The 21,469-nt window shown below is 68.6% G+C and carries 23 protein-coding genes; 12 read left to right on the forward strand and 11 right to left on the reverse strand.

Annotated features, from left to right (window positions below):
• Positions 1-118: 118 nt before the first annotated feature.
• On the reverse strand, positions 119-1,408 hold the full coding sequence (locus AB0I19_RS28175) for an acetyl-CoA C-acyltransferase (RefSeq protein WP_357152883.1): 1,290 nt from the start codon (positions 1,406-1,408) through the stop codon (positions 119-121).
• Positions 1,409-1,470: 62 nt separating this feature from the next.
• The gene (locus tag AB0I19_RS28180; RefSeq protein WP_067492176.1) at positions 1,471-1,851 is read right to left on the reverse strand and encodes a PPOX class F420-dependent oxidoreductase; all 381 of its coding nucleotides are present in this window, start codon (positions 1,849-1,851) and stop codon (positions 1,471-1,473) included.
• A 67-nt stretch (positions 1,852-1,918) separates the two neighbouring features.
• Between AB0I19_RS28180 and AB0I19_RS28185 the strand changes: the two genes are divergently transcribed.
• The 3 genes from AB0I19_RS28185 to AB0I19_RS28195 all read left to right on the forward strand — a co-directional run bounded on the left by AB0I19_RS28185 (position 1,919) and on the right by AB0I19_RS28195 (position 4,762).
• Positions 1,919-2,638, forward strand: a complete 720-nt coding sequence (locus AB0I19_RS28185; RefSeq protein ID WP_357152886.1) for a VOC family protein — start codon at positions 1,919-1,921, stop codon at positions 2,636-2,638.
• Between the two features lie 316 nt (positions 2,639-2,954).
• Positions 2,955-3,854, forward strand: coding sequence for a hypothetical protein (locus AB0I19_RS28190; protein WP_357152889.1), 900 nt, complete (start codon positions 2,955-2,957; stop codon positions 3,852-3,854).
• A 143-nt stretch (positions 3,855-3,997) separates the two neighbouring features.
• Positions 3,998-4,762, forward strand: a complete 765-nt coding sequence (locus AB0I19_RS28195; RefSeq protein WP_357152891.1) for a 2-phosphosulfolactate phosphatase — start codon at positions 3,998-4,000, stop codon at positions 4,760-4,762.
• Positions 4,763-4,822: 60 nt separating this feature from the next.
• On the opposite strand, the gene AB0I19_RS28200 is transcribed toward AB0I19_RS28195, so the two are convergent.
• The 4 genes from AB0I19_RS28200 to AB0I19_RS28215 all read right to left on the reverse strand — a co-directional run bounded on the left by AB0I19_RS28200 (position 4,823) and on the right by AB0I19_RS28215 (position 7,791).
• On the reverse strand, positions 4,823-5,347 hold the full coding sequence (locus tag AB0I19_RS28200; RefSeq protein WP_357152893.1) for a hypothetical protein: 525 nt from the start codon (positions 5,345-5,347) through the stop codon (positions 4,823-4,825).
• A 106-nt stretch (positions 5,348-5,453) separates the two neighbouring features.
• Complete coding sequence (gene map / locus AB0I19_RS28205; RefSeq protein WP_357152896.1) at positions 5,454-6,221, reverse strand: type I methionyl aminopeptidase; 768 nt, start codon at positions 6,219-6,221, stop codon at positions 5,454-5,456.
• A 60-nt stretch (positions 6,222-6,281) separates the two neighbouring features.
• Positions 6,282-7,091 carry a mycofactocin-coupled SDR family oxidoreductase gene (locus AB0I19_RS28210; protein ID WP_357152898.1) on the reverse strand — a complete coding sequence of 270 codons (810 nt, stop codon included), beginning with the start codon at positions 7,089-7,091 and terminating at the stop codon, positions 6,282-6,284.
• Positions 7,092-7,185: 94 nt separating this feature from the next.
• Positions 7,186-7,791 carry a hypothetical protein gene (locus tag AB0I19_RS28215; RefSeq protein WP_357152901.1) on the reverse strand — a complete coding sequence of 202 codons (606 nt, stop codon included), beginning with the start codon at positions 7,789-7,791 and terminating at the stop codon, positions 7,186-7,188.
• Positions 7,792-7,978: 187 nt separating this feature from the next.
• Here AB0I19_RS28215 and AB0I19_RS28220 point away from each other — a divergent pair, with 187 nt between their 5' ends.
• The 4 genes from AB0I19_RS28220 to AB0I19_RS28235 all read left to right on the forward strand — a co-directional run bounded on the left by AB0I19_RS28220 (position 7,979) and on the right by AB0I19_RS28235 (position 12,341).
• Positions 7,979-9,166, forward strand: a complete 1,188-nt coding sequence (locus AB0I19_RS28220; RefSeq protein WP_067492168.1) for a Rieske 2Fe-2S domain-containing protein — start codon at positions 7,979-7,981, stop codon at positions 9,164-9,166.
• 32 nt (positions 9,167-9,198) lie between these two features.
• A complete protein-coding gene (locus tag AB0I19_RS28225; RefSeq protein ID WP_181696352.1) occupies positions 9,199-10,377 on the forward strand; it encodes an acyl-CoA dehydrogenase family protein in 1,179 nt (392 codons plus the stop codon).
• A 26-nt stretch (positions 10,378-10,403) separates the two neighbouring features.
• Positions 10,404-11,309 (forward strand): biphenyl-2,3-diol 1,2-dioxygenase, encoded by a 906-nt coding sequence (bphC, locus tag AB0I19_RS28230; RefSeq protein ID WP_357152903.1) that lies wholly within the window; start codon positions 10,404-10,406, stop codon positions 11,307-11,309.
• Positions 11,310-11,486: 177 nt separating this feature from the next.
• Positions 11,487-12,341, forward strand: coding sequence for an IclR family transcriptional regulator (locus AB0I19_RS28235; RefSeq protein ID WP_357152906.1), 855 nt, complete (start codon positions 11,487-11,489; stop codon positions 12,339-12,341).
• A gap of 165 nt (positions 12,342-12,506) precedes the next feature.
• Here AB0I19_RS28235 and AB0I19_RS28240 read toward each other — a convergent pair whose 3' ends face one another.
• Positions 12,507-13,130: a Dabb family protein gene (locus AB0I19_RS28240; RefSeq protein ID WP_357152908.1), complete on the reverse strand. Its 624-nt coding sequence runs from the start codon at positions 13,128-13,130 to the stop codon at positions 12,507-12,509.
• A complete protein-coding gene (locus AB0I19_RS28245; protein WP_357152911.1) occupies positions 13,123-13,470 on the reverse strand; it encodes a hypothetical protein in 348 nt (115 codons plus the stop codon). The genes AB0I19_RS28240 and AB0I19_RS28245 overlap by 8 nt, the downstream gene beginning before the upstream one ends.
• Positions 13,471-13,615: 145 nt before the next feature.
• Here AB0I19_RS28245 and AB0I19_RS28250 point away from each other — a divergent pair, with 145 nt between their 5' ends.
• Positions 13,616-14,578 (forward strand): alpha/beta hydrolase, encoded by a 963-nt coding sequence (locus AB0I19_RS28250; protein WP_357152914.1) that lies wholly within the window; start codon positions 13,616-13,618, stop codon positions 14,576-14,578.
• A gap of 26 nt (positions 14,579-14,604) precedes the next feature.
• On the opposite strand, the gene AB0I19_RS28255 is transcribed toward AB0I19_RS28250, so the two are convergent.
• A complete protein-coding gene (locus AB0I19_RS28255; protein WP_357152981.1) occupies positions 14,605-15,231 on the reverse strand; it encodes a PadR family transcriptional regulator in 627 nt (208 codons plus the stop codon).
• A 168-nt stretch (positions 15,232-15,399) separates the two neighbouring features.
• Here AB0I19_RS28255 and AB0I19_RS28260 point away from each other — a divergent pair, with 168 nt between their 5' ends.
• Positions 15,400-15,906 (forward strand): flavin reductase family protein, encoded by a 507-nt coding sequence (locus tag AB0I19_RS28260; RefSeq protein ID WP_067492161.1) that lies wholly within the window; start codon positions 15,400-15,402, stop codon positions 15,904-15,906.
• A 51-nt stretch (positions 15,907-15,957) separates the two neighbouring features.
• Here the strand turns inward: AB0I19_RS28260 and AB0I19_RS28265 are convergent, their stop codons facing one another.
• Positions 15,958-17,583: an NAD(P)/FAD-dependent oxidoreductase gene (locus tag AB0I19_RS28265; RefSeq protein WP_357152917.1), complete on the reverse strand. Its 1,626-nt coding sequence runs from the start codon at positions 17,581-17,583 to the stop codon at positions 15,958-15,960.
• 195 nt (positions 17,584-17,778) lie between these two features.
• On the opposite strand from AB0I19_RS28265, the gene AB0I19_RS28270 reads away from it, so the two are divergent.
• A complete protein-coding gene (locus AB0I19_RS28270) occupies positions 17,779-19,314 on the forward strand; it encodes an FAD-binding protein (protein WP_357152919.1) in 1,536 nt (511 codons plus the stop codon).
• Here the strand turns inward: AB0I19_RS28270 and AB0I19_RS28275 are convergent.
• Complete coding sequence (locus AB0I19_RS28275; RefSeq protein ID WP_357152922.1) at positions 19,311-20,321, reverse strand: saccharopine dehydrogenase; 1,011 nt, start codon at positions 20,319-20,321, stop codon at positions 19,311-19,313. The genes AB0I19_RS28270 and AB0I19_RS28275 overlap by 4 nt on opposite strands.
• A gap of 81 nt (positions 20,322-20,402) precedes the next feature.
• Here AB0I19_RS28275 and AB0I19_RS28280 point away from each other — a divergent pair, with 81 nt between their 5' ends.
• Positions 20,403-20,993, forward strand: coding sequence for a TetR/AcrR family transcriptional regulator (locus AB0I19_RS28280; protein ID WP_357152925.1), 591 nt, complete (start codon positions 20,403-20,405; stop codon positions 20,991-20,993).
• A 93-nt stretch (positions 20,994-21,086) separates the two neighbouring features.
• Complete coding sequence (locus AB0I19_RS28285; protein ID WP_067492156.1) at positions 21,087-21,458, forward strand: nuclear transport factor 2 family protein; 372 nt, start codon at positions 21,087-21,089, stop codon at positions 21,456-21,458.
• The last annotated feature ends 11 nt before the right edge of the window (positions 21,459-21,469 follow it).

A 21,469-nucleotide genomic window follows, 5' to 3' on the forward strand; every position in this document is an offset into this window, starting at 1 on the left:
CGCTTCGAGCGCTGTTCGCGCGGCCGGGCCGCTGCGCCGCTTCGCGGCGGACCCTCCTCGAGGTCGGGTCGTGCGGGGCTGGGAGGGCGGTCATGACGGACTTAAGTGGCTCCCCGCCTCACACCCTCTCGAGCACTGCCGAGGCCCCGATACCGCCCGCCGCGCAAATGCCCAACAGCGCGGTCTCTTTCCCGCTCCGAGCCAGCTCATTGGCCATGGTCGTCACCATTCGGGCGCCGGTGGCGCCGAACGGGTGGCCGAGCGAGATGGAGCCGCCGTGCACGTTCAAGGTGTCGATATCGACGGACCCCACCGCTTCATCGCGGTCGAGCCGGTTTTTGGCCCACTCCGTACTCTCCAACATACGAAGCACCGAAAGGGTCTGCGCTGCGAAGGCTTCATGGATGTCGACGAGGTCGATATCGCCCAGGGACATCCCTGCCTTCTCGAGCGCGCGCGGCATCGAGATCGCCGGTCCGATGAGTACCTGGTCCGCTGGGTCGACGCTCACATAGCTCCACGAACGGAAGGCGGCCAGCGGCGTGAGCCCCAGTGCCCGAGCCTTCTCCTCGCTCATCAACAACACCGCCGACGCACCATCGGTGAGCGGGCTCGCGTTACCTGCGGTGACCGTGCCGTTCTCGGCGAAGACCGGCTTCAGCGCGGCCAGCTTCTCCACGCTCGTATTCGGCCGGACCAAACCGTCGGTCGCGATCCGCTTGCCGGACAGCGTCTCGATCGGCACGACCTCGTCATCGAATCGGCCCGAGGCGATAGCGGCGGCCGCGCGCTGGTGGGAGCGGGCGGCGAAAGCGTCCTGGTCGGCGCGGGAGATACCGTTGATCCTTGCCATCTTCTCGGCGGACTCACCCATCACCTCACCGGTGGTCCGCTCGGAGATCTTGGGCTGACGCGGCAGGATGTCGGTGAACGGCGCGAGCTGACGCACGACGTCGAGATAGTCCTTGGCCGACGGTTTCCCGAGCGCGACGGGTGCGACCGCGTGCACCACTTTCTGCGGCAGTTTGATCTCGGCATTGCTGGTGGAGTCGCTGCCACCGGCGATCATGATGTCGTATTCGCCGCGTTCGATCGCTGCGGCCGCCGAGGTGACGGCCTGCAGTCCCGACGCACACGCCCGGGTGACCGTGTACCCCTCGCACCCGAAATCCAGATTCAGATCCAGGGCCACTTCGCGCGCGATGTTCGGCGCATGACTGGGCAGGATCACCCCGCCCCACACAATGGACTGGATCTCGGCGGGCGCGATGCCGGTGCGCGCGAGCAGACCACGCACCGCCGCACCGGCCAGGGCGATACTGTCGAGCCGGGTCAGGTCGGTGAACGCGCGGACGAACGGGGTGCGGGCACCCGCGATCACGACGGCGCGGCGGCGGTTCTCGGCCATGGGAGTCCTTTCGTCTGAACCCCCACAGTATCCGATACCAGCGGTACTGGGTACCGTTTCGGTCAGGCGGGCGTGATCTCGAGACCGATGGTGCCGTCCTTGCCCCGGCGCAGGTTGCTGAAGAAGATCACCAGCGGGCCGGTGAGCCGGTACTTGCGCCGCAGCAACGAGCGGACCTGCTCGGTTTCGGCCCCGTCGAGTACGCGCGCGGTACCCGACACCACCGCACCGTGCGTCTTACCGCGCGCATCGCACGGCTGCACGGTCACCTCGGGGTTGCGGCGGATGCGCTTGACCTTCCAGCTGTCGGTCACCGTCCACACATACAGCTTGTCCTCGCGCGACACAGCCCACACCGGGGTGCCGACGGGCGTGCCGTCCTTACGAAAAGTGGTGAGCAGAACATAGTTCGCGGTCGCAACCTCGCCCAGGCGGTTCGTCATTCTCTGAGCCTAGCGGTGCGAAAACTGGTACGGGCGGGGCGGCGGAAAGGTTCGTAGGCTCGGATTCATGAGCGATGCCGCAGTGCCGATTTTGTGGAGTGGTGATCTCGCGGCCACGTTGGCGTTCTACCGGACGCTGGGGTGGACGGTGACCCACGAGCAGACGCGGCCGTACGCGTACGGGGTGGTCGAGGGTCATGGGACCGCGTTGCATTTCTCGCCTGCCCCCGGCGGGGTCGAGCTTCCCCTCGAACATGTCGCGGCGCTGCTGCTGGTCGACGACGTCGCCGACCGGCACGCGAAGTTCACGGCCGCGCTGCGCGCCGAATACGGCAGGATCCCCGTGAAGGGTTGCCCGCGGATCACCCGTTTCCGGCCAGGGCAGTCGCGATTCACGCTGGTCGATCCGGTCGGCAATACGGTGCTGGTGATCCAGCGCGACGAACCGGAGTCCCTCGAATACGGCGGTTCCCGCGATCTCGACGGCCTGCCGAAAGTTCTCGACAATGCCCGCATCTTCCGCGATTTCAAGAACGACGACCGCGCCGCCACCCGCGCCCTGGAAACCGGTCTACGCCGTTTCGGCGCCACCGCAGCCGCGGCCGACTTGGCCCGCGCCTACGCCGCCCTGGCCGAACTCGCCGTCGCCGCAGGTGATTCCGAGCGCCTCGCGCACTGGAAATCCGCAATGAACGCCCTCTCCCTCACCGCCGAGGAGCGCGCCGCCCTGTCTGCCGACGCCGCGGCATCGGACCAGCTGGCCACATGGCTCGCGACCACCGACTGATCGACCTGCTCCCAGCCGCTCGCCGAACGGTGGGTCGCCATCGGGTTGATCGCGAAACCGGAGGATTCGGCTACCGGTCGGATCGGTCGGCAACAGATCGGCAGGCCCATCAGCATCTGACCGGCCCCGACCTGGAATTCGTAGTCGACATCGACCCCCCGGCATCGATCGTCAGCACGCGCATCGTAGGTTTCGACCGGCGCCGTACCTGGCGGAACAGTAAGCTGCCACCGTGCAGGGGCGGAGCAGTAAGCAATTCATCAGGCGTTGCGTAGCAACAACATTCGCGGCCGTCGCCGTGGTCGGTGCGATTCCGGTGACCGTCGCCCAGGGACAGTCGCACTCCTGTGCCGACGGTTGGCAGGCCGACGTGCTCGCCGCCGATCTGGGCGCTCTGGAAAACCTCGAGTACGACGGAGCGGGCGGCTTCTACGTCAGCGGCCTCCTGCGCGGTGAAATCCTGCACGTCGACGCGGCAGGCACCGTCACACTCGTCCTGTCCGGCCTCGACCATCCGGCGGGCCTTCGATTGTCCGGTGACACACTGTATTTCGTCACCGGCGACGGCAGCACCCCGAACGGTGGCGGCACCCTGCGCGCACTGGATCTGCCGACCGGCACTGTCACCATCCTGCTCCCCGATCTGGTCCAACCCAACGGCCTGCTCCTGCTGCCCGACGGCGACCTGTTGATCTCCCAGCTGTCGGTCCCGTGGCCGCCGGTCGGCATCAGCCGCTACCGCCCGTCGACCGGCGAGTTCACCCTCGCCTGGTCCCCCGTGCACCGCCCGAACGGCCTGGCCGCCTCCCCCGACGGCCGCTCGATCTACACCGACGACATCGCCCTGTCCCAGGTCCTGCGCATCCCGCTGGACGCACCGGACGAACCCGAGGTCGTCGCCACCGTCACCGACGGATTCCTCCCCGTCCTCGACGACCTCGACGTGTCCGCCGACGGAACCGCCTACGTCATCGGCGACTACTCGGGCAATGTCTACCGCGTCGACACCACCACCGGCTCCTGGTGCACCATAGCCACCGGCTGGACCACCCCACCCACTCCGCTGCCGTCCCCACCGCCGATCGGCCCCACCTCGGCTCGTCTCGCCCCGGACGGCCCGTCTTGGTCCCTCTACGTCACCAGCATCGACGGCACCCTCCGCCGCCTCCGCCCACCCCCGACCCTCGACCTCAGCCCACCGACCCACCAACTTTGACCTCTAGCCGGACACCACTGCAGGCCTTCAGCTCCCGGTGAACAGAAGGCTGCCCGACCCACGTTCCGGCTGGTTTCCTCTCACTGAACAAACGAAAGCACTGACCGGACTATCCGTTTCGATGCGGAGATCGGAGCGGAACCATGAGCCCCAGGTGGGCCCGGCAGGAAGGGTTCGGGATTCGCCTCGACTGGGGGCCGACGGGAGCTGCAGTGATCGGCGCGGGTGCGGCGTGTGTCGTGGTGGTCGATGTGTTGTCGTTCAGTACCGCGGTGTCTGTTGCCGTCTCGGCGGGCATAGCGGTCTACCCCTATCGGTGGCGTGACGATTCCGCGCAGGTGTTCGCCGCGCGGCACGGTGCCGAGCTCGCCGTCGGGCGACGTGCTGTCGATGCCGCCCATCCGTGGTCACTGTCCCCGGCGGCGCTCCGCCGAGCACCGTTCACCGATCGCCTCGTCCTGCCCTCCCCCAACGGCTCCACCATCGCCTCGGCTGTCGTGGGGGCGCCCGTCGTCGCGGCCTGTCTTCGCAATGCCGAAGCGGTCGCCACGTGGATCGCCGAGCGGCGGTGGGGCACGCCCGAGCAGCCGATCGCGATCGTTCCCGCCGGTGAGCGCTGGGCGGACGACGCGACACTTCGGCCCGCTGTCGAGGACCTGCTCGGCGCGGGAGCCCTCGTGGCCGCGCTGATCGAGCGAGGTTGCGGTCGCCCCTCGCCCGAAGCTCGTTCCGCCGCACACGCTTTCCTGTCGGTGACGGACATCGGCACGGAGCTGGACGAGTGTGCGTCGGGCCGAGAACTTCGATCGGGTGGGTTCGGGGACGATGTCGACATCGCGGCGCAGATCGATGGGGACACCGTCGTTCCGGTCCTCGCCGACGGCGCGTTCACCGATCACAGCCTCTGAGCCGCCCTCCTCGCCGGCCGGTGGGCGGTGAGTCGCGTCCGCTGACCCACCGCCCCGGTTCTACTGATTCGCGCCGATCACCCCGCCGATCACCGCACCGATGATGCACCCCGGAATGGCGCTGACCAGCAGGAAGATCAGGCCGATGAGTGCGCCGACGACGCAGCCGATGGCGACGCCCGCGACGATATTGCCGGTCTGATCGATGTGCTGCAGAGCCGCCGGGTTCGGGGCGGGTGCGTTGACGGGCGTGAGGGTGAGCGACGTTGCGGTAGCGTCGATTTCGGGAATCACCTGCACGGCGGGACCAGCGACCATGGCCACCGTGGTTGGGATGAACCCGACCCGCGCGCCGTCCGGGGAGAGCACGGCCACACCCGCGTCAGGGGTGAGTTCGAAAGTGCCCGAGGTCAATTCGACCGTCGCCTCCGACCCGTCCGAGGCGAGGGCAGCGGTGTAGGCGACGGCGCCGTCGACACCGGCGAGCGACGGACCGGCCACGGGAGCGCCGTGGGCGGTGGCGGCGGTGATACCGGTCGCGGCGACGGTGAACAGACCGGCGGCCAGCAACTGCGTGAATTTCATGGGATGTCCCTCCGATGCGCTGATCCGACTACCCCGGGACCAGCTCGACACCACCATGATGCGCTATTGCTATGGGCTATAAGTCCGATTCGACAGAGGATACCGATCAGTTTCGCGAGGTCAGCACGCTCGGCCCGTCGGCGGTGACGGCGATCGTGTGCTCACTGTGGGCGCAGCGCGATCCATCGGCCGAGCGGATGGTCCACCCGTCGGCGTCGGTGTAGACCTTGTCGGTGCCCGCCGCGAACCAGGGCTCGATGGCGATGGTGAGCCCCGGCCGCAGCAGGAAACCGCGTCCGGCCCGGCCGTTGTTGGCCACGTGCGGATCTTCGTGCATGGTCCGCCCGATGCCGTGCCCGCCGTATTCGGTGTTGATCGGATACCCGTATCCGCGTGCGACATCGGCGATCGCGGCCGAGATGTCGCCCAGCCGGTTGCCGGGCTGCGCGGCCGCGATCCCGGCGGCCAGCGCCTCCTCGGTGGCCCGCACCAGCCGCTGATCGTCGGCCGAGCCGGTGCCGACGGTGAACGAGATCGCCGAGTCCGCGCTCCAGCCGTCGATGGTGACGGCCAGGTCGGCGGTGAGCAGATCACCGTCGCGCAGCACGTAATCGTGCGGAAGCCCGTGCAGGACAGCGTCGTTGACGGCCAAGCACACCGTATTGCGGAACGGTCCACGCCCGAACGAGGGCGAGTAGTCCCAGTAGCACGACACCGCACCACGTTCGCGAATCCGTTCGCGCACATAGGCTTCCAGCTCCAGCAGGTTCACCCCCACCAGCGCCCGTTCGCGCACGCCGGCCAGTACGTCCGCGACGAACCGGCCGGTCACCCGCATCCGTTCGATCTCCTCGGGAGTCTTCAACTCCACCATCACGCCTCCACTCGGTATTTTCATACCGACACTAGCCGTGCCGGTATAAAAATACCAAGCTCAGCGGTTGAGATTGCCCATGTCGACCGGGATCTGCGCGCCCGTCACCTGACCCGCCTCGTCCGAACACAACCACGCCACCGCCGCCGCGATCTCCTCCGGCTGACAGATGTAGCTGGGCAGCGCGTTCATGAACATGGGCCCGAGCGTGCTCGCGTGCTCCTCGAGCAGCGGGCCCATCTCGCCCATCTGCATCCCGGTCGCCACGCCCGCCGGATGCACGGTGTTCACCCGGATGCCGTACCCGCCGAGCTCGTTGGCCATGGTCTTGGCCAGGCCGGTGATGGCGTGTTTGCTGGCGACGTAGTGGCCGACGAACGGCATGCCCTTGAGCCCGGCCACCGAACTGGTGAACACCATCGCGCCGCCGCTGCCCTGCGCGATCAGGTGCGGCACAGCGGCTTTCGCGGTATGCCACACGCCGGTCAGGTTCACATCGATGGTCTCGCGCCACTGTTCGGGCGTGATTTCCCACGACAGTGCCGCCGAGCAGATGCCCGCGTTGGCGACCACCACGTCGAGCCTGCCGAGCTGCTCGATACCCGCTGCCAGCGCGGTCGAGAGCGCGTCGAAATCGCGCACGTCGACCTTGCTGGCGACGATCCGGCGACCGGCGGCTTCGACGAGCTTCACCGTCTCGGCCAGGTCGTCTTCCGTCGCCCCCGCGTACCCGGTGCTACCGAATTCCGCGCAGGCGTCGACGGCGATCACGTCGGCGCCTTCCTCGGCGAAGCGCACCGCCTCGGCCCTGCCCTGTCCGCGCGCCGCGCCCGTCACGAAGACCACCTTGTCCTCGAACCGTCGTGCCACGTTCCTACCTCCGAACCTCGTCGTCCTTCATGAACACTTCACCACCACGGAACGGGCCGTGCGGTACGAAACCGGATTTCGGCGGCTTCGGGTCCTACGCGGCGGCAGGATCGTGGGCGAAGCTCGCCCACGCCCGGACGACGATCTCCCCCGAGGCGTCGACACCGGTGAGGGTGACATCGACGCGCGGCTCGCCGTCCTGGATGTAGTGCTGGGTGATGTGGCCGGAGCAGGTCACGGTGCCGCCCGGCGGCAGGGCGCGCAGCACGCGGGTGCGGAAGCGGCGGATGTTCTCGGCGCCGAGCCAGTCGGTGGCGTAGGTGGCGAGCAGTTCGGCCGAATGCGGTGTGCTGTCCTCGGAGACAACGGATTCGGTGACCGACGCCCACGACTCGGCGACGAGCCCGCCGGTGCGGTCGAAGTACTGGACGAGAGATTCGGAGCCGTCCGGATCGTGCCGGTCGATCGCGCGGACGGCGGTCAGCCGATCACCGGCGCGCGGCGGCGGCCCGAAGAACCGGTGGTCGGTCTCGGTCCGGCCACCGGTGACGCGCCCACCCGCGGGCAGGAACATCGGCGGGACCACGGGCCGCTCGGCGAGCCGGTAGGCCGGATCCCGCGACAACGCCCGGGCCGCGAACAACCGGATGTCCTCGGTGTCCAGATCGACGGCCACCGCCCTACCTGCGTGCACGCTCACGATCACTCCTCTCGTCCTGCTCGGCCGCCACGCTAGGCGGCCGCCGGTGTTGTGACCGGTTCCTCTCCCGCTGATCGGGACATCGCGACGCGGGCGGGAAAACATGTCCACTGACCGGGACGACCCCATCACCGCCGACCCCCGACGGGCACACCATCGGCGCAGCTCATCCCCACTCCGCCCGAACATGGAGGTTTCGATGCCGGAGAACCCGCCGAACGGCCGAACCCAGTCCGCCACACCCGAATTCCGGGAGATCGAGGCCGCTGCCGCACCCACCCGCTTCGCCCGCGGCTGGCACTGCCTCGGCCTGCTCTCGTCGTTCCGCGACGGTGTGCCCCACGAGGTCAAGGCTTTCGGCACCACCCTGGTGGTGTTCCAGTCCGAGACCGACGGCGCACTGCACGTGCTCGACGGTTTCTGCAGGCACATGGGCGGCAACCTCGCCCACGGCACCATCAAGGGCGACTCGATCGCCTGCCCCTTCCACGACTGGCGCTGGGGCGGCAACGGCAAGTGCACGGCGATCCCGTACGCGCGCCGGGTCCCCCCGCTGGCCAAGACCCGCTCCTGGCCGACGCTGGAACGCAACGGCCAGCTCTACATCTGGCACGACCCGCAGGGCAGCAAGCCCACCGACGCGGTGACCATTCCGGAGATCGAGGGCTACGGCAGCCCGGAATGGACCGACTGGACGTGGAACTCGATGCTCATCGAAGGCTCACACTGTCGTGAGATCGTCGACAACGTCGTCGACATGGCGCACTTCTTCTACGTGCACTACGCGTTCCCGCGCTATTTCAAGAACGTCTTCGAGGGCCACGTCGCCACCCAGTACATGCGCTCGACGCCGCGCCACGACATCGAAGTCGGCACCAGTTACGACGATCCGAACTCGACGTTGCGTTCGGACGCTTCGTATTTCGGCCCCTCCTACATGATCGATTGGCTGTGGAGCGAGGCCAACGGCATGACGATCGAGACGGTCCTCATCAACTGCCACTACCCGGTCAGCGAGAACTCCTTCGTGCTGCAGTACGGCGCGATGGTGAAGAAACCGCAGGGCATGTCCGATGCCGACGCCGAGGCGATGGCCGCGCAGTTCGCGCGCGGTGTGGAGGTCGGCTTCGAGCAGGACGTCGAGATCTGGAAGAACAAGGCGCCGATCGACAACCCGCTGCTCTCGGAGGAGGACGGGCCGGTCTACCAGCTGCGCCGCTGGTACAAGCAGTTCTACGTCGATGTCGACGAGGTCACCGAGGACATGACCAAGCGCTTCGAATTCGAGATCGACACCGAGCGGGCCGTCACCAGCTGGGAGGCCGAGGTGGCCGACAACATCGCCCGCGGCCGGGTCGTCGACACCACCGCCTGATCCGCACCCCCACCCGAGAGAAAGCACCACCCATGACCAACGTGCTCGACAACATCATGGCGATCGCCGACCGCCTGCGCGAGCAGAGCCCCGAGGCCGAACGCCTCGGTCAGCTGCCCGACGCGACCGCGAAGATGCTGAAGGCGGCCGGCCCGATCCGGTTGCTGCAGCCCAAGAAGTACGGCGGGTTCGAGGCCCATCCGCGCGAGTTCGCCGAGACGGTGATGGCCGCCGCCTCGCTCGACCCGGCCACCGGCTGGATCTGCGGCATCGTCGGCGTGCACCCGTGGCAGCTGGCCTTCGCCGATCCGAAGGTGCAGGAGGAGGTGTGGGGCTCCGACAGTGACACCTGGATGGCCTCGCCCTACGCACCGACCGGCATCGCGCGCCCGGTGGAGGGCGGTTACATCTTCAACGGCCGCTGGCAGTTCAGCTCCGGCACCGATCACTGCGACTGGATCTTCCTCGGCGCCATGCTCGGTGACGCCGAGGGCAAGATGGCGATGCCGCCGACGATGCTGCACATGATCCTGCCGCGCGCCGACTACACCATCGTCGAGGACTCGTGGAATGTGGTGGGGCTCAAGGGCACCGGGTCCAAGGACATCATCGTGAAGGACGCCTTCGTGCCGTCCTACCGGGTGATGAACGGCGATCACGTGATCGACGGGACCGCGCAGCGCGAGTACGGCGTCACCGACACGCTCTACAAGATGCCGTGGTCGACGATGTTCCCGCTCGGCATCAGCGCCGCCGTGGTCGGCATCGCCGAAGGCGCGCTCGCCGCGCACCTGGACTACCAGCGGGAACGGGTCGGCGCCCAGGGCACCGCCGTCAAGGACGACCCGTACGTGCTGTTCGCGATCGGCGAGGCGGCGGCCGATATCAATGCCGCGCGCCAGGAGCTGCTGGCCAACGTGGATCGCGTGTGGGACCTGGTCGACGCCGGGAAGGAGGTCGGCTTCGCCGATCGCGCGGCGGGCAGGCGCACCCAGGTGCGTGCCGCGTGGCGGGCGGTGATGGCGGTGGACCAGATCTTCGCCCGGTCCGGCGGCAACGCGCTGCGCATGGACAAGCCCCTGCAGCGCTTCTGGCGCGACGCGCACGCCGGCCTCAACCACGCCATCCACGTGCCGAGCACGGTCTACCACGCCTCGGCGCTGAGTTCGCTCGGCATCGACCCCGCCCCGAACCTGCGCTCGATGATCTGAGCGAATACCGAAGAAGGACAACGCACATGACAGATATCAAGAGCCTCGGCTATGTGAAGATCCAGACCGCCGACATGGACCGCTGGCGCAAGTTCGCCTTCGAGGTCCTCGGTTTCGCGCAGGGCAGCGGCCCCGACGAAGACGCGCTGTACCTGCGAATGGACGAGCGCGCGGCCCGGATCGTGGTGGTGCCGGGCGAGTCCGACGCGGTGGTGACCATCGGCTGGGAGGTGCGCGACCACGCCGCCCTCGTGCGGGTGCAGGAGGCCGTGACGGCGGCCGGTATCGCGGTGAAGCCGCTGTCGGTCGAGGAGGCCGACGCGCGACGGGTCGAGGAGGCCATCACCTTCCAGGACCCCACCGGCGCCACCCTCGAGGTGTTCCACGGCGCGCTGCTCGACCACAGCCCCGTGGTCACCCCGTTCGGCGCGAAGTTCGTCACGGGCGCACAGGGTCTGGGCCACGTGGTGCTGCCGACGATAGACCTGGGCGGTGCGTTCGAGTTCTACACCGAGGTGCTCGGCTTCCTGCCGCGCGGCGCCTTCCGTATTCCCGCGCCGCCGGAATACGGGCCGGTGCGGATCCGGTTCCTCGGTGTCAACGAACGCCATCACAGCCTGGCGCTGTGCCCCGCGCCGCACGGCGGGGCGCCGGGCCTGATCCACATCATGGTCGAGGTCGACAGCCTCGACGCGGTCGGCCAGGCCCTCGACCGGGTGAGCAAGGACGGCTTCTCGGTGTCCTCCACGCTCGGCAGGCACACCAACGACAAGATGGTGTCGTTCTACGTCCGCGCGCCCGGCGGCTGGGACATCGAGTTCGGCACCGAAGGCATGCGGGTCGACGAGCAGTACTACACCGCCGAGGAGATCACCGCCGACAGCTACTGGGGCCACGACTGGTCCGGCAGCGAGCCGCTCGCGGCGATGTAACCGGCACACGCGCCGACCGGCCCCCGTTCCGAGCCCTCGCTCGGAACGGGGGCTTCGTGTTTTCGCCATGCGATGCCCGCTTTTCTGTGACAGCTACCACAGGAGGTGGTATAAATAGGCATATGCCTAATCGAAATATGCGCTAGGCATCAGCTCGTTGATCCGAATGGAGAGCTCATGGTCATCCAGGCCGAGGCCACCACCCCGAGCGCGATTCTCGATCGCGCGTCCCTGCTGCTCGACGCCTTCGACGGGCCGGGCAGGCTCACCCTCGCCCAGATCGTGCGCCGTACCGGCCTACCCCGGTCCTCGGCGCACCGCATGCTGGAGCGGTTGGTGCAGTTGCGTTGGCTACGCCGCGAAGGCCGTGACTACGAGCTCGGCATCCGGCTGATGGAACTGGGATCGCTGGCGGTGCACCAGGATCGGCTGCATCGCGCCGCCATGCCCTTCCTGCACGAATTGCACCGTGCCACCGGATTCGTCGTGCACTTGGCGGTGCTCGACGGCGCCGACGTGGTGTATCTGGACAAGATCGGTGGCGACTTGGCCGCGGCCGTGCCCACCCGCGTCGGCGGCCGGCGGCCCGCGCACTGTACGGCGGTCGGCAAGGCGATCCTCGCCTCGGCCGACGAGCGCCGCCTCGCGGAAATCCTCACCGCCCAGGGCTCGCGGACCCGCTACTCGATCAACTCCAGGGCCCGACTCGATGCGGAACTGGCTAAAGTGCGGGCGCACGGCGTCGCCGTGGAACGCGAGGAATCACTGCCCGGTTTCGGCTGTATCGCCGCACCGATCGGCGACCTCGGCCAGGCCGCCGTGGCGGCGGTCTCGGTGTGCGGCCCCGTGGATCGGATGCTGTTCGACCACCGTCTGAGCGCCCCGGTTCGCACCACAGCGCTCAATATCTGGCGCCATGTCGACGACGGCCAGGTACGAGTGCGCCCGACGCTGCAACAGCACCCCCGCCCGTTGAATATCGGCCCACGCCCCCTTGCGCCGACCGGTCAGCGAGCACGCGACTACGCCTGATCGAGGTACTCCGCCGTCATCGAGGCACTCCGGCCGTCACTCCCCCACGATGCGTCCGGTTCGCGAGCGCGCATGTGCCGCCACTCCGCTTCCGGTACGGGTGGCGGTCGCGTCGGCTGGGGTGTGGTCGATCAGCACAACGCCCCGGCCGACGTCGACGGTGCGTTACCCGCGCACCGGCTCGTTGACGCAGAAGCTGTGGCAGATGCGGTCGCGCACAATGACTTCCGGGTGTTCGGGATCGAACCAGCGGTCCACATGGGCCCAGTGGACGGGGTGCATGAGATACGCGCCGTCCAGCCCGTCGAGGTCGGTGAATTCCTGTTCCCAGACATGCGTCCACGACGCGGATCCGGTCGCGCGGGTGGTCCGGCTCAGCTGCCAGGACCGGATGGTGGAGATGTAGCGGGGCATGCGCAGCAGATCGGCCTCGAACCGGTCGACCGTCTCCGGCGCGGTAGCGGGTGAGACACGCAGCAGCAGAACGCGATGCACCGATCCGGTGGGCGGTTCGGCGGCGCCGCCGATGCCTGCCCGGTACTCGGCGCCGTCCACGTGGGCGATCCCGTCGACCACCGAGTCCCACTGTGCTGCAACGCTTTCCCAGGAGGACGCATCGTCGAAGCGCAGGTGCACCAGGATGTCCCCGCCGTTGCGCACGCCGTGCAGGGTCGGTTGGACAAGGACCCGGCGGGCCGGTGACGCGAGCGCGCGGGCCCGCAGATCCGCGAGTACCCGGTCGGCATCGGCCGTAGGGGCCAGGTGAACGAGCCGGACGACGTCAAACATTGCCGAGCCTTTCGATGTCGGCGGGTGCGGCGCCGGTGGTCCTGGTGCGTTCGAGGACGAGATCGTCGACGTCGTCCCACCAGCGCCGCACCGATTCGTCGAGGCGGCCCTGCCAGGTCATCGCCCACCAGCCGGCGGCACCGTCGAGGACCCAGGTGGCGGTCACCGTGTTGCACTCGTCCGGGAACCAGACGGGCGGGCTCACGACCAGCCGTTCCAGTGTCATACCGCGGGCCCGTGCACCCGGCGCGTACCCGCTCAGATACGTGTCGACGAACTCCTCGGCCCGGCCGGGTCTGGTGACGACGGTGTCGATGACATAGACGTTCGTGGTGTCCATCCGCCGACGATAGGCAGCCGTCGCGGCAGGTCGGCGGGTTGTTTCCGCCCAGCGGGAGAACCCGGTCCGGCGCACCGGGCTCCCGCCCTACGGTGAGGCGCACGACGCGCCGACCGACCGCGTCGGCACATTCACAGGAGGATCAGTGACAATCCGTGACTACCCGACGACGGGGCCCGGTGCCGTGCCGGATCCCGAGGTGGCGGCGATGCTGGCCGTCCTCGACGCGGGATTTCCCGATGTGGCCGCGATGTCGGCCGCCGACGCGCGGGCCGCGATCTTCGCGAGACGTGCTGCGCCACAGCGACTTCCCGATCTTCCGTCGGTCAGCGACGTGATCGTCGACGGACCAGGTGGTGCGTTGACGGTGCGGGTGTACCGACCTCACGCCGACGGGCCGCCCCGGCCGGTGATCGTGTTCGCACACGGCGGCGGATTCGTCTTCTGCGATCTCGACAGTCACGACGAGTTCTGCCGCTCCATGGCAGTGGGTGTCGGGGCGGTGGTCGTCGCGGTCGACTACCGCCTCGCCCCGGAACATCCCGGTCCCGCCGCCCACGACGACATGCTCGCAGCATTCCGGTGGGCAGCCGAACACATCACCACCTACGGCGGCGACCCGGCGCGCATCGCGCTGGCGGGTGACAGCGCGGGCGGCAACCTCGCCGCCACGGTCGCGCTCGCGGTGCGTGACGGAAACGGCCCGCCGCCTGCCGCGCAGATCCTGCTCTACCCGGTGATCGACGATGATTTCGACACCGAGTCCTACCGCCGCTTCGGCACCGGCCACTACAACACCACCCGGGCGATGCGCTGGTACTGGCAGCAGTACGCCCCGCACGGCACCGACGACGTGCGCCTGGTCCCCACCCGCGCCGAAACCCTCGCGGGCGTGGCACCGGCCGTCGTGGTGACCGCCGAACTCGACCCGCCGTGCTCGGCGGGCGATGCCTACGCCGCGCGCCTGGAAGCCGATGGCGTGCCGGTGCGCCACCGCCGCTACGACGGTCTGTTCCACGGCTTCCTGACCGTCCCGTCCCTGGCCGCGACCCAGTCGGCCCGCACCGAGATCTGGGCGATGATCCGCGAAACCCTCGGCCTCGACTAGACCCGATCCGGGCCAACCTGCGATGCCTACTCGGGCGCGTCCGGGTGCCCGCCGGCCGCCTGTACACGCTGCTCGATCTCACGCCAGCGTCCGGGCGTGGGGTGCGGGTACTCGGCGCGGTCGTCGTGTTCGGCGCCTGCCAGGATCGTCGCGGCCTGGTCGATCTCGTCGATCAGCTGCTGGGCGAGTTCGCGTTCGGCGGCGTAGTGGCGCTGGGCCCACTGCAGCACGATCTGCGAATAGGCCCAGCCCGGTTCCGATTTGGCGGCTTCGGCGTCGACGGCGGCGCGCTGCTCGAGCTGGTCGACGTCGGCGATGTGGTCGCGCAGAATCTGCTTGAGCCGCTCGGGTGAGCCGAGGTGGCCGAACATGACGCGCAGCAGCACATGGTGTTTGAGCACCGAGGGATCGACGGGCGCCTCATTCCACCAGGTGGTGACGGCGGTACGGCCCGCGTCGGTGATCTGGTACAGCCTGCGCCCGCGCATGGCGTTGTCGCTGTCGAGCCGGGAGGAGGCGAAACCGTGCTGTTCAAGCTTCTTCAGTTCCGCGTAGATCTGGCTGTAGGACGGGGTCCAGTAGAAGTAGCGCAGGCTCCAGTCGGCCCACTTCTTCAGGTCGTAGCCGGAGATCTCCTCTTCGAAGGAGAGCATCGCCAGGACCGCCCAACTGGTCGGCGGCAGGTTGGGCACGCCGGGGTCGGGGTCGGTGTTCGGCACCGGTGCATGGTAGCAACCGGCCCGGTCACCTCGGCTGTGTCGGCAACCGCTCACCGGGAGGACATCTTGAGAGCCGCACCGCCCGCCACCGATTCTGGGGGTATGAATGCAGACAATGTCGTCGTCGACGCAGGTGTTCCCAGCCCGGCCGAGCTGCGCGCGGTGCTCGGGCATTTCGCGACCGGGGTGGCGGTGATCGCCGCGCACGACGGCACCCGGCCGATCGGTTTCACCTGCCAGTCGGTGGTGTCGGTGTCGCTCGACCCGCCGTATGTGTCGTTCTGCCCGGCCAAGAGCTCGACGAGCTGGCCGTTGCTGCGCCGCACGGGGACGCTGTGCATCAACATCCTGGCCGAGGATCAGCGGGCGGTGTGCGGCCGGTTCGCGGTGAGCGGCGGCGACAAGTTCGCCGGTGTCGAGTGGAGTCCCGCGGGCAACGGCGCACCTGCCCTGCACGGTGCGCTCGCCCATATCGAGGCGTCGGTGGAACTCGAGCACGACGCGGGCGACCACACCGTCGTGCTTGCCCGGATCAGCGGTCTGCGTGCCACCGAGGGCGCGCGACCGCTGCTGTACTACCGGGGCGGTTTCGGCGGGTTCGCCGGCTGACACGGCAAACGGGGTGGTCGTCCGACGACGAACCACCCCGTCACCGGCGCTTCACGCCTCGAGAACGTCGAAACCCTTGTAGCCCGCGGCCGCCACCTCGGCGAGGATCTGCCCGTAGACGCCGAACCCGCCGACGAACGGCATGAACACCCTCGGCTTACCCTCGATATTGGCGCCCAGATACCACGAATTCGCTTCGAGCATCAGCGTTCCCGCTGCCCGGTCGGCGCATTCCCGCACCCAGGCCGCGACCGCGTCGGGACGGGCTTCCAGCGCCACCGCGCCCCGGTCGTCGAGGAACCCGATCGCCTCGGCCACCCAGTCGACGTGCAGTTCCGAGTGCAGCACCATGTTCGCCAGCACCGAGGGACTGCCAGGGCCGGTGAGGTTGAACAGGTTCGGAAACCCCGAGATGCCCAGTCCGAGATAGGTTTTCGGGCCTTCGGCCCAGGTCTCGTTGAGGGTGACGCCGCCCCGTCCGACGATGTTCATCCGCGAGACCGACCCGGTCATCGCGTCGAATCCGGTGGCGAGCACGAGGGTGTCGAGACGGTAGTGCGTCTCGGTGGTGTGCACACCGTCGGCATCGATGGCGGTGATCGGAGTGGCACGCAGGTCGATGAGCTCGACATTGTCGCGGTTGAAGGTCTGGTAATAGTTCGTGTCGGTGCAGATCCGTTTGGTGCCGATCGGATGATCGCGTGGGATCAGGATGTCGGCCACGCGCGGGTCGTCGATCACCGCGCGCACCTTCTCCTCCCAGAACAGCCGCGCGGTGTCATTGGCCTCGCGGGTGAGGAGCTGATCGGGGAAGGTCTTGGAGAACAGCACCCCACCCAGCTCCCACCGGCGCTGATACGCCTCGCGGCGCTCCTCGTCGGTCGCCTCGACCGCGAGCTTCGGGTGCGGCTGGTGCGGTGAGCCGCCGCCACTGGCCATCGACAGCCGCCTGCGCTCGGCGTAGTTCGCCTTCTGCGCCTGCCGCTGTTCCTCGGTGAGCGGCGTATTGCCTGCGGGGACACTGTAATTGGGCGTGCGCTGGAAGACGTGCAGACGCGCGACCTCCTCGGCCAGGCACGGAATCGTCTGGATCCCGGACGAACCCGTGCCGATCACACCCACCCGCTGCCCGGCCAGATCGACCCCGTCGTGCGGCCAGTGCGAGGTGTGCAGTACCCGACCCGCGAAGGTGTCGAGGCCCGGGATGGCCGGGGTGTTGGCGTTCGACAGCGGGCCGGTGGCCAGCACCACGAACCGGGCCGACACCGCGCGCCCGGTGTCGGTGCCGACCTGCCAGCGCAGCGTCGGCTCGTCGAGCACGATATCGGTGACGCGCGTACCGAATTCGATGTCGCGGCGCAGGTCGAAGCGGTCGGCGACGTGTTCGAGATAGGCCAGGATCTCGGGCTGGGTGGCGTACTTCTCGCTCCAGTTCCATTCCTGCTGCAGGTCCTCGTCGAAGGAGTACGAGTAGTCGACGCTCTCGACATCGCAGCGGGCACCCGGATAGCGGTTCCAGTACCACACGCCGCCCACGCCGTCGGCGACCTCGAACACGCGCACGGTGAGTCCTTGCTCGCGGAACTTGTGCAGGGCGTAGAGCCCGGCGATGCCCGCGCCGACGACGACCACGTCGACCTCGGCCGGACCCTTCCCTGGTGACGATGGGGTCTTCACTGTGCCTGCCTTTCGATGGAGACCGGTTCTCCGCCGCGACGCTAGGGATCCGGTCGGCATCCGAGCAGGTGGCCTTCCCGCTGACCGGCACGTTCGCCGGATCGTTGTCGCCTCCCGGTGATCGGGATGACCGGCATCACACCGGCGGACACCGGCTTACCGTCGAGACAAGTTCAGGCGGTATCAGGAGGAACAGTGGTGGACTGGAACGACGAGGTGGACGTGCTGGTCGCGGGCTCCGGCGGCGGCCTCGCGGGTGCGTACACCGCGGCCCGCGAGGGGCTCACCGTCGCGGTGGTCGAGGCGACCGACAAGTTCGGCGGCACGACAGCGTATTCCGGTGGCGGCGGCGTCTGGTATCCCTGCAACCCCGTCCTCGAGCGGGCGGGCACCGACGACACCCTCGACGACGCGCTCACCTACTACCGTGCCGTCGTCGGTGACCGCACCCCCGAGGACCTGCAGCAGACCTATGTGCGGCGCGGTCGCGACCTCATCGAATACCTGGAAGCCGGCGAGCATTTCGCGTTCCAGATGCTGCCCTGGCCCGACTATTTCGGCAAGGCGCCCAAGGCGCGGCTCGACGGTCAGCGCCACATCATGCCCACCCCGTTGCCCGCCGCCGAGCTGGGCGATCTGCGGGAATCCCTGCGCGGTCCGCTCGACACCGACCGGCTCGGGGCACCGCTGCCCGACCTGCTGATCGGCGGGCAGGCGCTGATCGGGCGGTTCCTGCGGGCGCTGTCGGGTTATCCGAACGTCACGTTGCACCTGTCCTCGCCGCTGGTCGAGCTGGTGGTCGAGGAGGGGGTGGTGACCGGTGCGATCGTCGAACGCGACGGGCAGCGCCACGCGATCCGCGCCCGCCGGGGCGTGGTGCTCGCCGCGGGCGGTTTCGAGCAGAACCAGCAGTTGCGCGAGCAGTACGGTGTGCCCGGACAGGCCCGGGACACCATGGGGCCCTGGGGAAATCAGGGGCTGGCGCACCAGGCGGGGATCGCCGCGGGCGCCGACACCGATCTGATGGATCAGGCCTGGTGGTCGCCCGGTCTGACCCATCCCGACGGGCGTTCGGCGTTCGCGCTGTGGTTCACCGGCGGCATCTTCGTCGATCGGAACGGCGAACGATTCGTCAACGAGTCCGCCCCCTACGACCGGCTCGGCCGCGAGGTGATCCGGCGGCTCGAGGCAGGCGAGATGACCTTGCCGTTCTGGATGATCTACGACGACACCGAAGACGAGGTGCCACCGATCAAGGCCACCAACGTGTCCATGGTCGAGACCGAGAAATACGTCGCCGCCGGCCTGTGGCACACCGCCGACACACTGGCCGAACTGGCCGCGAAGATCGGAGTGCCCGCCGACAAGCTCGAGGCCACCGTCGAACGGTTCAACAGCATGGTCGCCACCGGCGTCGACCCGGACTTCGGCCGCGGCGACGAGGCCTACGACCGCGCCTTCTCCAACGGCGAACCACCGCTGGTTCGCATCGACAAGGGCCCGTTCCACGCGGCAGCCTTCGGCATCTCCGATCTCGGCACCAAGGGCGGCCTGCGCACCGACAGCGCCGCGCGTGTCCTCGACCGCGACGGACAACCGATCCCCGGCCTGTATGCCGCCGGCAACACCATGGCCGCGGTGAGCGGCGAGGTGTACCCCGGCGGCGGCAACCCGATCGGGGCGTCGATGCTGTTCAGCCACCTCGCCGTCCTGGACATGCTGAGCAGTTAAGCCCCGGTCTCCTCGAAGGTGGCGCCACTGTGCGCTATCCGTTCGAGGGCGTAGGCCGGGTCGATCAGCGCCTCGGGCATGTGGATGCCCGGTGGCACGGCCGCACCGCGGAGCCCGAGCAACCGTTCGACCCCGAGTGCGATCCCGAGCGCGGTCAGCGGACGCTGCCCGTCCGGATGCGCGAGTGTGCGACGCACTCGCGCAGCGGCGCCCGAGAAGTCGGTTCCCTCGACGTCGACGATGACCTCGAGGGACGCTCCCGCGCCGCGCCGTCGGCCCGCGGACTCGCCGACCGCCAGGTCGAACCGGACGTTCGGCGCGCCCGTGGCCAGCGCGAGGCTCGGCACGTCCAGAATCGGAATGCTCTGCCCGGCGAGCACCACCCCGTCACCGACCCGTACGTCGGCGCGGGCGTCGTCGCCGCTGACCCAGGTGAACACGCCGTCGCGGCGGATCAGCCCCGCGGTGGTGACTGCCGACCAGCGCTCCAGATCCGCGATGCCCGCCGGTCCCCCGATATCGGAATCATCCAGTGCCGCAGCGATTCCGATGCGTTCGACCCGCTCGAACTCCGCCGCGACAGCGAGGGTGGCGAGCACGACGATCCCGGCGAGATAGTGACTGGCCACCAGGATCGGCGCCGCACTCGCCCGCCCACTGCCCGCGACGACCTCGGGAGCGATGTCGAGCAGGCCGCTGGACAGGCTCAGATACGGCACGCCGTGGCGCGCGGCGAAGCCGAGCCCGTGCAGATGGTCGTCCCACAGTGCCGCGACAACCGCGGAATACGCGGCGTCGGCGGGCAGACCGAGGTCGGCGCGAGCGATGTCGATGGTGACCGCGTTCGCGCCACCGAGGCTCTCGGCGACCCGGCGCGCGCGTTCGATGTCACGGCCCGCGATCGTGAGTTCGAGTTCCGGATACCACCGGCGCAGCAGCGTCGCCGTCCCCGCGCCCGCCTGCCCCGAGCCGCCCATGATCAGTACCGATGTCGCCTGTCGCGTCACGTCTTCTCCTTCGTCCCATCAAGCTACATTTTGCAACTTACACTTTGTAGCTAAACTGGGGCGACAACGCAAGGGAGGAAGATGCCGACCACGCCGACGCGCCTGTCCAGACCCGCCAGGCACGAACAACTGATCGAGACCGCGCTGGCGATCGTGCGCGCCGAGGGCGCCGACGCACTGACCCTGCTCAGCCTCGCCGAGGCCGCGGGGGTGAGCCGGCCGATCGTGTACGACCACTTCGGCACCCGTCCCGGACTGCTGCTCGAGCTGTATCGACGGCTCGACGAACGCCATCGGACCGCGACCGCCACCGCGCTGGCGAGCGCCGCCCCCACCCCGGCGGAGATCGCGCGCGTACTGAGCGGCGCGTACTTCGCGTGCGCCACCGACATGCCCGAATTCAGCGCGGTCTCCGCCGCGCTCAAGGGGAATCGGGACATGGAGACGATCCAGCGAGACCTGCTCGATGCCTATCTCACGGTGATGACGGACGCGCTGATCCCGCACAGCGACCTCGCGGCCGACGCTCTTCGACTGCGGTGTGTCGGCATTCTCGGTGCGGCCGAAACGATCGCCGAGGAGCTGAACGCGCGGCGCTGCTCCCTCGATGCCGCGATCGGAGCCCTCACCGATCTGATCGTCGGCAGCATCGCGACGGGCGTCGCGACCTAGATCTCCCGCTGGCTGGGAATCAGCCGCCCACCCACCCACCTGCCGTGATTGCGTTCATCGACCACTCCATCACCCATCTCCAGGAGCGACACGATGACATCAGCGGACCACATTCGAGACACGGTGCGGCGGTATGTGGAGACCGTTGGTACCGGGACGGCCGCCGACGTCGTCGCGCTCTACCGCGAGGACGCCACCGTGGAGGACCCGGTCGGCAGCGAGGTGCGAGTCGGTCACGCCGCGATCACCGAGTTCTACGCCGCCATCGAGTCCCTCGACACGTCGACGGAACTGCTGAGCATCCGGGTCGCGGGCAACAGCGCCGCGTTCAACTTCCGGGTGGTCACCCGCTTCGGCGAGCAGACCTTCACGCTCGAACCGATCGATGTGATGACCTTCGACGAGGACGGGCGCATCACCAGCATGCGGGCCTTCTGGTCGCAGGACGACATGGTAGTGAGCTGAGGAGCCCGAGA

It is taken from the genome of Nocardia sp. NPDC050413 (assembly GCF_040655475.1).
GTDB classification, from domain to species: Bacteria; Actinomycetota; Actinomycetes; order Mycobacteriales; family Mycobacteriaceae; genus Nocardia; species Nocardia coubleae.